Source organism: Bacillus sp. N1(2025) (genome assembly GCF_053470005.1).
The window spans coordinates 725,859-738,991 of record NZ_JBLTJB010000001.1 but is presented as its reverse complement, the minus strand read 5'-3'; the positions used below and the strand labels follow the sequence as shown (position 1 = coordinate 738,991).

At 49.1% G+C, this 13,133-nt stretch carries 19 protein-coding genes; 8 read left to right on the top strand and 11 right to left on the bottom strand.

Going from position 1 to position 13,133, the window contains the following annotated elements; all coding sequences use genetic code 11:
- Positions 1-66 precede the first annotated feature (66 nt).
- Together mciZ and ACNFN4_RS03855 are read left to right on the top strand one after the other, a co-directional pair.
- Complete coding sequence (gene mciZ / locus ACNFN4_RS03860; RefSeq protein ID WP_003153315.1) at positions 67-189, top strand: Z-ring formation inhibitor MciZ; 123 nt, start codon at positions 67-69, stop codon at positions 187-189.
- Positions 190-251: 62 nt separating this feature from the next.
- Entirely contained in the window at positions 252-1,172 is a 921-nt protein-coding gene (locus tag ACNFN4_RS03855; protein ID WP_021494264.1) for an aldo/keto reductase, read from the top strand.
- Between the two features lie 32 nt (positions 1,173-1,204).
- On the opposite strand, the gene ACNFN4_RS03850 is transcribed toward ACNFN4_RS03855, so the two are convergent.
- Entirely contained in the window at positions 1,205-1,429 is a 225-nt protein-coding gene (locus tag ACNFN4_RS03850; protein ID WP_007409396.1) for a YqkE family protein, read from the bottom strand.
- Between the two features lie 122 nt (positions 1,430-1,551).
- On the opposite strand from ACNFN4_RS03850, the gene ACNFN4_RS03845 reads away from it, so the two are divergent.
- Positions 1,552-2,466, top strand: coding sequence for an alpha/beta hydrolase (locus ACNFN4_RS03845; protein WP_448200005.1), 915 nt, complete (start codon positions 1,552-1,554; stop codon positions 2,464-2,466).
- A 39-nt stretch (positions 2,467-2,505) separates the two neighbouring features.
- Here ACNFN4_RS03845 and ACNFN4_RS03840 read toward each other — a convergent pair whose 3' ends face one another.
- The 5 genes from ACNFN4_RS03840 to ACNFN4_RS03820 all read right to left on the bottom strand — a co-directional run bounded on the left by ACNFN4_RS03840 (position 2,506) and on the right by ACNFN4_RS03820 (position 4,946).
- A complete protein-coding gene (locus ACNFN4_RS03840; RefSeq protein WP_003153307.1) occupies positions 2,506-2,745 on the bottom strand; it encodes a DUF2552 family protein in 240 nt (79 codons plus the stop codon).
- Entirely contained in the window at positions 2,720-3,082 is a 363-nt protein-coding gene (locus ACNFN4_RS03835; RefSeq protein WP_025649817.1) for an iron-sulfur cluster biosynthesis family protein, read from the bottom strand. Before ACNFN4_RS03835 ends, ACNFN4_RS03840 begins: the two co-directional genes overlap by 26 nt.
- 71 nt (positions 3,083-3,153) lie before the next feature.
- Positions 3,154-4,122, bottom strand: coding sequence for a GNAT family N-acetyltransferase (locus ACNFN4_RS03830; protein WP_022553008.1), 969 nt, complete (start codon positions 4,120-4,122; stop codon positions 3,154-3,156).
- Positions 4,119-4,463, bottom strand: coding sequence for an antibiotic biosynthesis monooxygenase family protein (locus ACNFN4_RS03825; protein ID WP_007409393.1), 345 nt, complete (start codon positions 4,461-4,463; stop codon positions 4,119-4,121). The genes ACNFN4_RS03830 and ACNFN4_RS03825 overlap by 4 nt, the downstream gene beginning before the upstream one ends.
- A 12-nt stretch (positions 4,464-4,475) precedes the next feature.
- Positions 4,476-4,946, bottom strand: a complete 471-nt coding sequence (locus tag ACNFN4_RS03820; RefSeq protein WP_448200004.1) for a GNAT family N-acetyltransferase — start codon at positions 4,944-4,946, stop codon at positions 4,476-4,478.
- Between the two features lie 215 nt (positions 4,947-5,161).
- On the opposite strand from ACNFN4_RS03820, the gene ACNFN4_RS03815 reads away from it, so the two are divergent.
- The 5 genes from ACNFN4_RS03815 (at position 5,162) to ACNFN4_RS03795 (ending at position 8,453) form a co-directional block, all read left to right on the top strand.
- On the top strand, positions 5,162-6,388 hold the full coding sequence (locus ACNFN4_RS03815) for a DNA polymerase IV (protein WP_065180570.1): 1,227 nt from the start codon (positions 5,162-5,164) through the stop codon (positions 6,386-6,388).
- A 15-nt stretch (positions 6,389-6,403) separates the two neighbouring features.
- On the top strand, positions 6,404-6,748 hold the full coding sequence (locus ACNFN4_RS03810) for a YolD-like family protein (protein WP_017418082.1): 345 nt from the start codon (positions 6,404-6,406) through the stop codon (positions 6,746-6,748).
- Positions 6,749-6,848: 100 nt separating this feature from the next.
- On the top strand, positions 6,849-7,055 hold the full coding sequence (locus ACNFN4_RS03805; protein ID WP_003153294.1) for a YqzH family protein: 207 nt from the start codon (positions 6,849-6,851) through the stop codon (positions 7,053-7,055).
- A gap of 73 nt (positions 7,056-7,128) precedes the next feature.
- Positions 7,129-8,199 (top strand): AI-2E family transporter, encoded by a 1,071-nt coding sequence (locus ACNFN4_RS03800; RefSeq protein WP_448200003.1) that lies wholly within the window; start codon positions 7,129-7,131, stop codon positions 8,197-8,199.
- Positions 8,200-8,285: 86 nt separating this feature from the next.
- Positions 8,286-8,453 carry a DUF4083 family protein gene (locus ACNFN4_RS03795; protein WP_007612383.1) on the top strand — a complete coding sequence of 56 codons (168 nt, stop codon included), beginning with the start codon at positions 8,286-8,288 and terminating at the stop codon, positions 8,451-8,453.
- A gap of 1 nt (position 8,454) precedes the next feature.
- Here ACNFN4_RS03795 and ACNFN4_RS03790 read toward each other — a convergent pair whose 3' ends face one another.
- The 5 genes from ACNFN4_RS03790 to ACNFN4_RS03770 all read right to left on the bottom strand — a co-directional run bounded on the left by ACNFN4_RS03790 (position 8,455) and on the right by ACNFN4_RS03770 (position 13,013).
- Positions 8,455-8,844 (bottom strand): VOC family protein, encoded by a 390-nt coding sequence (locus ACNFN4_RS03790; RefSeq protein ID WP_025649819.1) that lies wholly within the window; start codon positions 8,842-8,844, stop codon positions 8,455-8,457.
- Between the two features lie 24 nt (positions 8,845-8,868).
- The gene (gene coaA / locus ACNFN4_RS03785) at positions 8,869-9,828 is read right to left on the bottom strand and encodes a type I pantothenate kinase (RefSeq protein ID WP_045926982.1); all 960 of its coding nucleotides are present in this window, start codon (positions 9,826-9,828) and stop codon (positions 8,869-8,871) included.
- A gap of 75 nt (positions 9,829-9,903) precedes the next feature.
- Positions 9,904-11,253 (bottom strand): D-serine ammonia-lyase, encoded by a 1,350-nt coding sequence (gene dsdA, locus ACNFN4_RS03780; protein WP_448200002.1) that lies wholly within the window; start codon positions 11,251-11,253, stop codon positions 9,904-9,906.
- A 16-nt stretch (positions 11,254-11,269) separates the two neighbouring features.
- Positions 11,270-12,046 carry an SDR family NAD(P)-dependent oxidoreductase gene (locus tag ACNFN4_RS03775; RefSeq protein WP_017418085.1) on the bottom strand — a complete coding sequence of 259 codons (777 nt, stop codon included), beginning with the start codon at positions 12,044-12,046 and terminating at the stop codon, positions 11,270-11,272.
- A 7-nt stretch (positions 12,047-12,053) separates the two neighbouring features.
- The gene (locus ACNFN4_RS03770; RefSeq protein ID WP_191389077.1) at positions 12,054-13,013 is read right to left on the bottom strand and encodes an MBL fold metallo-hydrolase; all 960 of its coding nucleotides are present in this window, start codon (positions 13,011-13,013) and stop codon (positions 12,054-12,056) included.
- Between the last annotated feature and the right edge of the window lie 120 nt (positions 13,014-13,133).

The following is a 13,133-nucleotide window of genomic DNA, read 5'->3' as shown; positions in this document are numbered from 1 at the left end:
CGTTCTGTCTCTCTATTATGCCTCATATATTTTATCATACATGCATGAGAGGGAGGTGCTTTTCGATTGAAGGTGTACCGGAAGGATAAGAGTATCGTATTGGTCGGAAAGGCGTGGGAAGTGCGGGCTAAACTGAAAGAATACGGACGGACATTCCGCTATGTCGGAGATTGGATCACCGGGCCTTAACAGTTGAAAACTTCGCGCCTTTATATTACGGTCAATAAAAGACTATAAAAAGGAGCGAAACGATGAGAAAACGCACACTGGGACATTCTGATTTAGAAATAAGCGAAATCGGGCTCGGCTGTATGTCGCTGGGTACGGATAAAGCTAAAGCGCTGTCTATTTTGGATGAAGCGATCGAGCTTGGAATCAATTATTTAGATACCGCTGATCTTTATGATTTCGGCAGAAATGAGGAAATTGTCGGGGAGGCCGTCAAAAACCGCAGGCACGACATCATTTTAGCCACGAAAGCCGGAAACCGCTGGAATGATGATAAAGACGGCTGGCATTGGGACGCTTCCAAAGGATACATAAAAGAAGCGGTCAAAAACAGCCTGCGCCGGCTGAAAACGGACTATATCGACCTTTATCAGCTGCATGGCGGCACGATGGAAGACCATATTGACGAAACGATCGAAGCATTTGAGGACTTAAAACAGGAAGGTGTCATCCGGTATTACGGCATTTCCTCGATTCGTCCGAATGTTATTAAAGAATATGTGAAAAAATCAAATATCACCAGCATTATGATGCAATACAGCCTGCTGGACCGGCGTCCCGAGGAGTGGCTTCCCCTTTTAGAGGAGAACGGAATCAGCGTAGTCGCAAGAGGGCCTGTCGCTAAAGGGCTTCTTACGGAAAAACCGCTTGATCAAGCGGCCGCAAGCGTAAAAGAGAACGGCTATTTAACATATTCTTTTGCAGAACTGGCAGAAACCAAAAAAGCGATCAGCGCTGCCGCACCTGACTTGAGCATGACGGAGCTTTCTCTTCAATACTTGCTGTCACAGCCGGCCGTCGCTTCTGTCATCACCGGAGCCAGCTCACTTGAGCAGCTGAGAGAAAACTGTTCGGCTGCAGAGGCCCGTCGTTTAAGCAGCCAGGAAATCAAAGCCCTGCAATATCATACAAAACGGGACGTATACGAAGCCCATCGTTCTTAAACAATAAAACCGGCACCTTTTCAGATGCCGGTTTATTTATATTTGTGCCAATCGAGACTGCTTTCATTCAGCAGCTCTTCAAAGCTTTTATGTTTTTCTTTTTCTTTTCGTTTTCTGATTTGTTCCGCCTTTTGCTGCGCCTGCTTTTTCTCGTCTTCTTCCTTCAGCTCACTTTTCATTTGCAAAAGCCTGGCCTTCAGATCTTCCTCCAGATCGTCTTTTAAGCTGTGTTTTTCTTTAGGCAGCTGCTTTTTCATCATTACGCCCCCCGTATCTGAATATGGTGAAGCAAGTGTACCACGGAGCGCCGGAGGCCGGCAACGTTCACGGTCCCAAAAAGCCGGTGGAAGGATTTTTCATATTAAAGGAGGGTGCCTGTGTGAAAAAATGGCTGGCGGTGTTCGGTTCGGCTTGCGCAGTCTTTTTGGCTGCCGGATTCGCTTTTACGAATCTGATTATGTTTATGAAGAAAAAGACGGATGAAGATATCATGAAAAAAGAAACGGCGGACGGGCATGATAGATTTGATTCCTTTCAGGCCATGGAAAAAGAAGAGGCCGTCATCCTGTCACGCCACGGGTATGAAATCAAAGGCTTTTACGTCGCCCCGCATCATACGGCAAACACCATGATTATTTGTCACGGCGTTACCGTAAATTCGTTCAATTCATTGAAATACATGGATTTATTTTTAGATTTAGGCTGGAATGTGCTCGTATATGACCACCGCGGGCACGGAAAAAGCGGCGGCAGAACGACGAGCTACGGCTATTTTGAAAAAGATGATTTGGAAGAAGCCGTGAATTGGGTGAGACACAAAACCGGAGACGGCGGTCAAATCGGCATCCACGGGGAATCGATGGGAGCGGTGACGGCCTTATTATACGCGGGCGGGCATCAGGATGAAAACGGCGCTGATTTTTATATTGCGGACTGTCCGTTCGCAAGCTTTCGCGATCAGCTCGCCTACAGGCTGAAGCGGGAGTTCCGGCTGCCTCCGTGGCCGCTTCTGCCTTTGGCTGATTTCTTTTTGCGGATGAGAGAAGGATACCGTATCCGTGATGTATCTCCTCTATCGGTTATCAGCCGCATCCGGCAGCCCGTGCTGTTTATTCACAGTAAGGAAGATGATTATATACCTCCCGCTTCTTCCGGATTGCTGCACCGCAGAAAACGCGGCCCTAAGATGCTCTATCTGGCCGAATCGGGCGGGCATGCCATGTCGTACACCAAAAATCCGGAGAGCTACCGCAAAGCCGTTCAAACCTTTTTAGATACCATGACGCAAACGTAAAAAAGCGAAAGAACGTATGCTGGTTCTTTCGCTTTCCCGTCATAAAACGTCGGTAATCCCGTCCATATTTTCTCCGATCCAGTCAATGGCGAGGTCGATTGTCGTAAACTCCTGCGCTTTGAAGGTCATCTCATCCTGAAGCAGCCAGACATCCTTCTGAACGGATTCAGCGCCTCCGATGGACCAGTGCAGCAGACTGTACGGGTGGTTGTTGTTCAGAAAGGATACCCACGTTTTATGCTGTGCCGTCTGTTTAATGGCTTTCAGCTTTTGATTCACTTTCCGTTTCTCCCTGCTTTACTAATATGCTCATTCTCGGGCTCAGCATCTCTGCCGGGCTTTTTAAGACGAGCGTTTTTGCCTTTTCATTGTAATCGATTGTCATTTCCTCGTCAAAAAACACTTTTTGTGAGGTCTGGATGTAAAGCGGAAGTCCGTTGGTTTCAATAGCTTCGCATTGTCCCGTTAATTCGTCCGCCAGCCAGATGGCCGGCACGCCGCTCACCGCGCACCCGCAGCCTTCTGCGTCATAGCGGAGCTGCGCTTTTTTCCCCGGGTTGGCGTCCATCGCCTGCTGAAGTGTGTGTTTCGCCGCATCCGTCACATGTATTTGCATAGATGATCCTCCGTTTTTCATTTTCGCCATTGTAGCATACCGAGCCGCTGTATGCATTGTTTCTGCTTTCTTTACAGCAGCCCGCTCTCCCAGTCCTTTGCCTCTTGTTCAGCCGCCTTGATCCAGTCATTTTTCCCTTCACTATACTTTGCCATATCGTATGGGTATGTCTCAGCGAGGTGCCGTTTCAGTTCCATGTATTGAGCCGCTTTTTCAGGCTTTGCAGTGAGGTAATCCCGGAACAGCAGATGAGGCTTCACGTCCGGATGGCCTGTTTCGTATATGTGAACGTGGTGTGTGCGCTTGTTGCCGCCTTTTTGAAAGAAACGCCGGCCCTCTATCCCGTTTTCCCCTTTCGCCTCATAGCCGAGTGCTTCCAGCTGCGGACTGAATCGGTCGGCATCCAAAATATCTTTGACCTCCGCCAGTATATCGATGACGGGTTTGGCGGCCATCTGCGGGATGGAGGTGCTGCCGATGTGGCTGACAGAATGAAGTGCTGGGCCGAAAATTCGGATCAAGTCCGCCTTCTCTCTTTCAAACATTTCTTTCCATTCCGGCTTGTACGGAACAACTTCCGCTTTCCTCTTCGGATAAAGATGAAAAAACGAGAGGGTCAGCCCTTCCGGCGTCTCAATCTGTCCGGCTTCCGTGAACCCGGTTTTTAAATAGAGAGAGACTGCCGGAACGTTTTGGCTGGCGGTAGCCGCCTCTATTTTTTGGGCGTCCCGGTTCTCGTCTATCACAAATTGAAGAAGCGCCCGTCCGATCCCTTTCCGAAAGCCGGACGGATGCACCGTCAGCCTGCATATGACAAGGTCATATCCCCTTTTTTCATACGAAATGACGCCTGCAAGCTGATCTTTTTCCTTGAAACCGGCAAACGTCTCCCGTGACCGCTGTATATCATCGGGTGTTTCATGCAGGGCGGGAATGCCGAAAAAACCGATCAGCTCGGCTTCTTTTTGATAAGAGCAGCGCTGAACCGCCGCAATTTCCCGCGCGGTCTGTTCTTGTGTATGCTGTAAAAATGTAATCAATCTTCCGCCCCTTTTGACGCAAACATCCGCTGTGACTCCGTCTTCGTAATGCGGACCGCGTACGCTTCATACCAGGCGCTTTTTCCTTTTTGTTTTGCCGCCTGGTGGTCCGTATGATCTTTCCACCTTTTAATCGCCTCCAGGCTGTCCCAGTAGGAAACCGTGATGCCGCAGCCGTTTTCCTCCCGAACGCTTTCCGCGCCTAAAAAGCCCGGCTGTCCGCCTGCCAAATTCATCATGCGCTCTGCCGTATGTTCATATTCCTCATCATATTTTCCCTTTATTGATGAAAAAATGACCGCATAATAGGGCGGTTTGGGCGTGTCAGCTAAAAAACCCATATTCATCCCCCTCTACATATATTTCACAAACAGAATCCGGTCTTCTCCCGGGCCGTCATAATTCGCAAAAACAGGGATTCCGTTTACGGTTTTGGTTCCTTTTTCAGCTTCAAAGCCTAATTTTGTATGATAAGCGATTGATACTTTATTGACAGGCGCCGTCACGCAATTGACTTTTGTGCAGCCCCTTTTCTTCACCGTCTCCATAAATCGGTCGTAGAGCTGTTTTCCAATTTGCATTTTTCTGAAATCCGGATGCACACCCGAAAAATGAATGTAGGCTGTCTCAGGGTCTGATTGTGACTGAAAACCGATTAAAAAACCGGTCATTCCCTCCAGCCCGTACGTGATAAAGCTTGTGTCCTGAAAATGTTCAAAAAACAAGCGCGGCAGTTTGGCTTTCATCTGCCTGCCGCCCCACCATTCATTCAAAACAGACGTAACCATTTCATAGTCTTCAGAGGTAATTGTTCGAATATCCATTATCGATTGACTCTCCTTTTCGTCCGGCAAAATGAATGTCAGCTCTTCTCATTGGAATATAAAAAATTATATGTGGGTTGTTTGCAATTGTAAATGATTTCTTTTCAAGCAAACGAATCAGCACGCCTTCCAGCCGGGGAATGATTTACCAGTATAAACGTGATCATTGTTCGGGTACAATGAAAAACAGAACAAATGTTCCCGGAGGTTTTTTTATGGCTGATATTCTTCTTGTTGATATGCAATCGTTTTATGCGTCTGTGGAAAAAGCGGAAGCGCCTCATCTCAAAAGCCGGCCCGTGATTGTCTCGGGAGATCCCGAAAGACGCAGCGGCGTCGTGCTTGCGGCTTGTCCGCTCGCCAAACGATACGGCGTAAAAAATGCCGAACGGCTGTGGGAAGCGCAGGCCAAATGTCCCGACGCCGTTATTGTCCGTCCGCGGATGCAGCGGTATATTGATGTATCCGTCATGATTACCGAACTGTTTGAACGGTATACCGATCTTGTAGAACCCTACTCCATCGATGAGCAGTTTCTCGACGTGACCGGAAGCAGGCGGCTGTTCGGTGATCCTTTTACAATTGCCAAAAGCATTCAGCAAGCGATTATGCGTGAATTCGGAATTTATGCCCGTGTCGGCATCGGGCCGAATAAGGCGCTCGCGAAAATGGCTTGCGACCATTTTGCCAAAAAAAACGCATCCGGCATCCACAGATTGGATATGTCAAATATCAGGCAGGATTTGTGGCCGCTGCCGGTCGGAAAATTATTCGGCATCGGAAAACGGATGGAGCATCATTTAAGACGGATGGGCATCAGCACAATCGGCGGGCTTGCCGGACACCCCGCCGAATTGCTGAAAAAACGCTGGGGCATTAACGGCGAATTGCTTCAGCGGACAGCCCGCGGCATCGATCCCTCTCCGGTCACCGTCAACACGCACAGCCGGCAAAAAGCGATCGGCCATAACATGACCCTCCCGAGAGACTACAGCCGCTTTGAGGATATCAAAGTCGTGCTGCTGGAGTTAAGCGAAGAAGTGGCCCGCCGCGCCCGTTTCAAACAATACATCGGCCATACGGTTTCGGTCAGCATCAGAGGCGCTGATTTTGAATTCCCTTCAGGTTTTCACAGACAGAGAAAGCTGGTGTCTCCGACTAATTTCGGAATGGATATTTTCAAATCGGCGGTCAAGCTCTTCAAAGAGCATTGGAACGGTGAGCCCGTCCGCAGCGCCGGCGTCTCCCTTTCCCAGCTGGAGCCTTGTGATTATGTTCAGCTGAGCCTGTTCGATGCCCAGGAAAAAAAGATCAGTCTCGGCAAAGTATTGGATGATATTCATGAGCGGTACGGCCCTGCGTCGCTCCTCCATGCCGCTTCACTGACAGAGGCCGGCCAAGCCTTTCACCGGGCTGAAAAAATCGGCGGGCATTACAAATAATTTGAGGTGATATACATGAATCCGAACAAATTAACACCCGGGTATAATGTCATGTGGGAATCAAGCCGGATGATGCTGCCCGAACATCGGGAGCAGCTGCTTGCGAAAAAACGAAAAGAACGGGAATTCCGGCCTCCGGAACTGAGCGAAGAGCAACTGAACGACATGAACCGCATCATTGCGGCGTCAATTGAAGAAGACAGGGCCATTTCGGTCACCTACGCTTCCGCACACGGCCCCCGCCGCTTTTGGGGCTGGGTAAAACAAGTGATGCATGACGAAAAACGTTTAAAAATCATAAACGATGAAGATGCGTTAACGCTGCCGTTTCATCGTATTCTCTCAGCTGAATTGGAATAAAATTCCTACCCCGGCCTGACAGAAAATATGATAGAAGAGTGGGAGGATCACATGATATTTAGTAGAATAAAGATGAATGACAAGAATAGGAGAATATATGATGGATCAATTTATAGAAAAAATGCTGGGACAAGCCCTCCGCCAGTATGGACGGAATGTGTCGACAGATCCGCTGAGCCCCTATGAAAAACAGAGTTTAAAAAAAGCTTTAGAAGAAAGAAGGAATGAAGAACCCGATGAGGATCTCCATGCCCATGTAGAAGATATTATCTACGATTACGTCACCAATCAGGGGCAGTTTTCCTGACACGGACGTTTATGCACCGGGCGATAAGGGAAACGTCCGAGAGTAAACCCTTAAAGATTGCGTGGTGCAGGATATGCCTGTCGGGCCTTATTTCAGGATCGGCTATGCCGTTCTTCTGTTATTTCTCATCATTTATCTCGGAACATTAATAGACTTTTTGTTCCAGCCTGTTGTGATTACGGTTAAAACCTTGTTTCCGCCTATTGTATTATCGGGCGTCCTTTACTATTTGTGCCGCCCGCTCGTCAGAGTGCTGCATGCGAAATTAAAGCTGCCCGAAGGAATCGCGATTTTAGCGATTTATGCGGGAACAGCCGGCCTTTTTGTCCTCTTCCTTTATACGGCGGGCCCTGCCGTTCAAAAACAGTTTACAGCCTTCACAGATCATATTCCGGAGCTTTCCGCAAAAGCTGAAAATTGGATCGGGCATCTCCAGGACAGCAAATGGTTTTCCCAGCTTCAGCATGGGGATTCCTTCAAAAAATTAGCAGACAAAGCCGCAAATTATTCCGGTTCAATCGCTGATTCTCTCAGCAGCCTGGCCGGTACGGCTGCCAATGCCGCCATCACCGCCGCCATTATTCCGTTTGCGCTGTATTACATGTTAAAAGAAGGACACAAAGCCCCCCGGCGACTGCTACGGCTTCTTCCGGAAAAACATCAAAAAGAAGGAAAACAAATCCTTCGGGACATGGATGAAGCTCTCAGTTCATACATACAAGGACAGCTGCTCGTCAGTTTTTGTGTCGGCGTTCTCGTCACAATCGGCTATTTTATAATCGGGCTCGATTATCCGCTCGTTCTGGGCGCGTTCGCCATGGTGACAAACCTGATTCCGTTTATCGGGCCTTGGATCGGCACATTTCCCGGAGTCATTGTCGGATTGTTCGATTCACCGACCGAGGCGGTGCTGGTGATTACGGTCGTCGTCATTGTCCAGCAGCTTGAAAGCCAGCTGATTTCCCCGCAAATTATGGGACGGAAGCTGGACATTCACCCGCTGACCATTATTTTTCTTCTGCTTGCCGCCGGCAAATTCTCAGGAATTGCCGGGATGCTGCTGGCCATTCCGGGATATGCGGCCGCAAAAGTGGTCATAAGCCACATGCAGAAACTATTCATTCTCAGAAAAACACAAAGCTAGGACTGATTCATCCCCCATGTCTTCACATCGGTCAAAATGCAAAAACGGCGGGCTGAAGAAGCCCGCCGCACACGGAGGTAAAAAAGATGAACATCGGTGATGTCATTTTTCAATTGATTTCATTTATTGCAGCCGCGGTTTTCTTGTTTGCCGTGATATACGTATTCAGAAGCTTGAAGCAGCGCCGCATACAATTGGACAGAATCGAAAAGAAACTCGACGCGCTGCGCGAAGAAAAAAACGAAAAGTTATAGTTCATTCAGAAGCAGGAGCAACGAGCTCCACTTTTATCCGATCCGGGTCCTCCGTGTATACGGCGTAATGCGCGCTTCCGCCTGCATATGGATGGCGGTCCCTGTAAAGCACGGGGCATCCTCTGGCAAGCAGCTTTTCTGTCATCTCGTCAACCTGCTCTCTTGATGCAGCATGAAAAGCCAGATGGTTCAGCCCGACCCGGCATCTGTGGTACTCCGGTGTTAAAAAACGCTCCTCTGTCTGTACAAGCACAACATAAAATCCTGCGTTTTTCCAGCTGATGCCGGAGTCCCAATTTTGAAATTCCCTATAACCGAGCTCACCTAAAAACCATCCCCAAAACCGGGCGGAGGCTTTCAAGTCAGATACATACAACTCAATATGATGTATCATAATATTCGCTTCCTCCTCACATCACACCCGCCTTACCAGCACCTCTTCAACTTTATGGCCATCACCTTTTCTCAAAATCAAATCCGATCTGAATTTTGTCGGCAGGATATTTTCATACAGATTCGGACGGTTGACGCTCTCCCAAATGGAGGCGGCCATGGTATCCGCTTCTGCATCAGACAAATCCTTAAATTTATGAAAATAAGAAGCCGGATCCTGAAAAGCGGTTTCTCTTAAGAGGCGGAAACGCTCCAAATACCACGTGAAAATCCGGCTTTCTTCGGCATCCACATAGATCGAAAAATCAAAGAAATCGGATACAAAAATCCGCGGATCTTCCCTGTCGTCCTCTAAGGTCGGCGACTGCAGGACATTGATTCCTTCGATAATAACGATATCCGCACCTTCGACAACCTCGACGGCGCCCTCTTCCCTGTCATACGTAAGATGGGAGTATACGGGCGCCTCCACTCTCTCTTTCCCTGACTTTATATCGTTCAGAAATTCAAGCAGCGCTTTCACGTCGTAGCTTTCCGGGAATCCCTTTCTGGACAGAAGGTTTTTCCTTTTTAATTCCGCCGTCGGATACAAGAAACCGTCAGTTGTCACCAGGCTCACCTTCGGCCTGTCCGGCAGACGGGAAAGAAGCTTTTGCAAAATTCTCGCCGTCGTGCTTTTGCCGACGGCGACGCTGCCCGCGATTCCGATGATAAACGGGATTTTCGCTGAATGCGGATGCTTCAGAAACACATTGACATGCTGATTCCGTCTTGCGGCAGACATGACATGAAGATGGAGCAGGCGCACAAGCGGAATGTAAATCGTTTCCACTTCTTCCACCGACAGGTAGTCGTTCAGCCCCTCTACGGCCTTGGCTTCTTCCTCTGAAACGGCAATGGAAAGATGGCCGCCGAATCCGGCCCACGACTCGCGGCTGTGCTGCGTATACAATGTATGTAAGTTCAATTCTTTACTTTTCACAATTCACACCAATCTCTCTGTATGGCTTTCCGATAAAAAAACAAACGCTTACAAAGATTGTAACGGAAAACCGCTTCACTGTCTGCCCATTTTTTTCACAAATGAGGAACCGATCCGGCTGTACTCTTCCATTTCCTCCTCCGGAACCATGCTTCCGCCGGTGCTCCACACAAGGTGCACGGCATTTTCCATCTCAAGCCCCCGTTCTTTTATATAACGGTTTCCGGCTTCGGTCTGAACAAACTTGACGGCTCCGGCCATACCGGCGAGTGCAGAGGGTTCAAGGCTCTTATTCTCGGCCGCTCTCAATTGATAAAGCAGCGAAAAAAGCGTGCAGTCATCGGCGGTATAACAGCCGCTGAGTATAGGTTCCATCAGAGGGCCGGCCAGTCCGGACGGCCTTCCCACCGCAAGTCCGTCGGCGGCCGTTTGATTATCAAGACCGATATCCTGCACGCTGATTCCGTCATGCAAGCCGGAAAACAGTCCTAACAGCATACACGGTGAATGCGTCGGCTCACCGAAAAAAATATGGACATGCTCGCCATAGATCAGCTTTAGCGCAAGCGCGACGCCGCCCGGGCCTCCTCCGACCCCGCACGGCAAATAAACGAAAAGCGGTTCATCTGCATCAGGCTTTATGTTCATTTGATCGAGCTGCTTTTTCACACGGCTTCCCGCAACGGCATACCCCAAAAACAGATCCCGGGAATGCTCATCATCAATAAAATAACAATAAGGGTCCTGCTTCGCCTGCATGCGCCCCTCTTTGACAGCCAGACTGTAGTCTGCTTCATATTCGATGACGCGAACCCCCTTTTCCCGGAGCAGCTCCTTTTTCCACTGCTTTGCGTCACTGGACATATGAATGGTCACACAAAAGCCGAGCTTCGCGCCGATTATGCCGATACTCAGACCTAAATTGCCCGTAGAGCCGACGGCTATAGAGTATTTTGAGAAAAAAGCGGTAAACCGTTCTTCAGTCAATATGCTGTAATCGTCGTCTGCTGAGAGCATTCCCGCTTTCACCGCGAGATCTTCGGCATGCTTCAGCACTTCGTAAATCCCGCCGCGCGCTTTAATGGAACCGGAAATCGGAAGTTCGTCGTCGCATTTCAAAAGCAGACGCCCAGGGAAAGCCTGAGCGGCGCTGTGTTCCAGATGCTTCTTCATTTCATTAATCAAGATAAGCGGAGATTCAATGAGGCCTCCCTCCGCTTCCGTCTCCGGAAAAGCCGATGCGATATAAGGCGCAAACCGGCGCAGCCTTTCTTCCGCTTCGGCAATCTCCTGTTTCCATTCAGCACCATGCTTTACTGGATCATCGGTTTTATGCGGGTTGATCCAAAATACTTCACGCGCCTCCGCCATTTGCCTGACGAAAGGCTCTGCCATCAATGTCTTGTGTATATCCCGGTCGGACATTCCTTTTTCCCCCTTGTTACTTTTTCTTTAATGCGCGGCCGGCCAGTTTTTCTGTAAACGATGGGAAAAGCTGATACAGCTTCGTCCCGAGGCTCATCCATCGCGGAAGATTCATTTCCCGTTTATCCGTCAGAATCACGGATGTAATGCGCTCTGCCACATGGTCGGCATCAAGCATCCATCTGCCGACGCTTTTCACATAACCGCCCTCTTTATCTGCAATTGTAAAGAAGTCTGTTTTGATCGGACCGGGATTAACCGTTGTCACAGCTACACCCGTACCGGCCAGCTCAAGCCGCAGCGCATTGGAATACCCTAACACGGCGTGCTTCGTTGCAGAATAAAGGCTTGATTTCGGCGTCGCCAATTTGCCGGCCTGTGAGGCGATATTGATAATATGGCCGCTTTTCGCATGAAGCATCACAGGAAGACAGGCCTTCGTACAGGCGATTAATCCGAAGACGTTGACTTCAAACATTGCCTTCATATCATCCAAAGATGAATCAGCGGCCGTTTCAAAAATGCCGAAGCCGGCGTTGTTGATTAATACGTCAACATGACCGATCAAACGCCTTACGTTTTCAGCCTCTTCTGCATGCCGGACGTCAAACGGAATGACATCACACTGCCCGCCGCGCGCGGTAATCGTCTTTTTCACTTCCTGCAAGCGGTCCTCCCGCCTCGCGGATAAAAAAACATGAGCTCCTTCTGCCGCGCAGGAATATGCAAGCCGTTCTCCGAGTCCGCCGGATGCTCCGGTGATCCAAATCCGCTTATCCGTTAATCTGCCCATTTCTCCTTCACCCCTTCACAGCTTTAAACTTCAGAATATCTCCCGACTGAAAGGATACAGCCTTCCCTTCGGCGGCCAGCACGTCAAGATGGCCGATCGTTTCTGACATCGTTAAAAACATTTCATTTTCATAAACAGCCGGAAACAGCCGCCGGCATACCTGAAAAGCCGTCAGCGTTTCCTCTGACAACAGGCGCAGCACATATTCCGACCGGTTTCTCTGTTTTTCAAGCCGCCTGTCAAAAGCAGGCTTTACGTCTGTCAGCAGATCGCCGTGTCCCGGATATAAAAAGGACGGGTTTAAGTCATACAGCCGCTTCATTGAGTTCAAGTAGTCGAGCATCGGGGCCGCGCGCACGCCCCCCTTTTCCGGAGCTTCCAGAATCGGATTGGTGGAGCTGTTGGACAAAAGCAGATCGCCGCTGAACATTTCACCGCTTTTTTCATGGTAGAGCGCAATGTGAGAAGCGGCATGGCCCGGGATTTCGAGCACCGTCCAGCCGTTAAGCCCGTCAATTTTTCCGCCTTCTCCCACTGTTTTCGTTAACGGACGGTTTGCAGAAAATAAGTATGACAGCTTAACTGTTTTATGTATGTCTTCAGGCGTCAGGGGAACGTCCATTTCAGTCATAAGCGACAGAAAAAAGTCCTCCTGCCGGGCGATATACGACTGATCCTGAGTAATGTACCTGTCATTCAGCGGATGCCCGATCACTTCCGCATCCTCAGAAAAAAGGTGGAGCAGACCTGAATGATCTGCGTGATGATGAGTGAGCACCACCTGTTCTATATCCGCCGCAGAAACCCCGTGTTCCTTAAGCTGCAATGAGAGCGATTCAGCCGCTTCCTTTGTATTCGGGCCGCAATCAATAAGGGTTAAGGCTTCATCTTTTATTAAATAAACGATAACGTCGCCGACTGCAAACGGAGTCGGCACACGTATCGGAATGATCTTTCTCGCTGCCATGTTTACGCTCCTTCGTTCTTTTCATTCCTGAATAATCATATTTTAGCGTTTTCTTTTCACTGTGTCATTATCAGAAAAAAAGATTGACATCCCGCTCTTGCGCATAGCATAATGAACAAC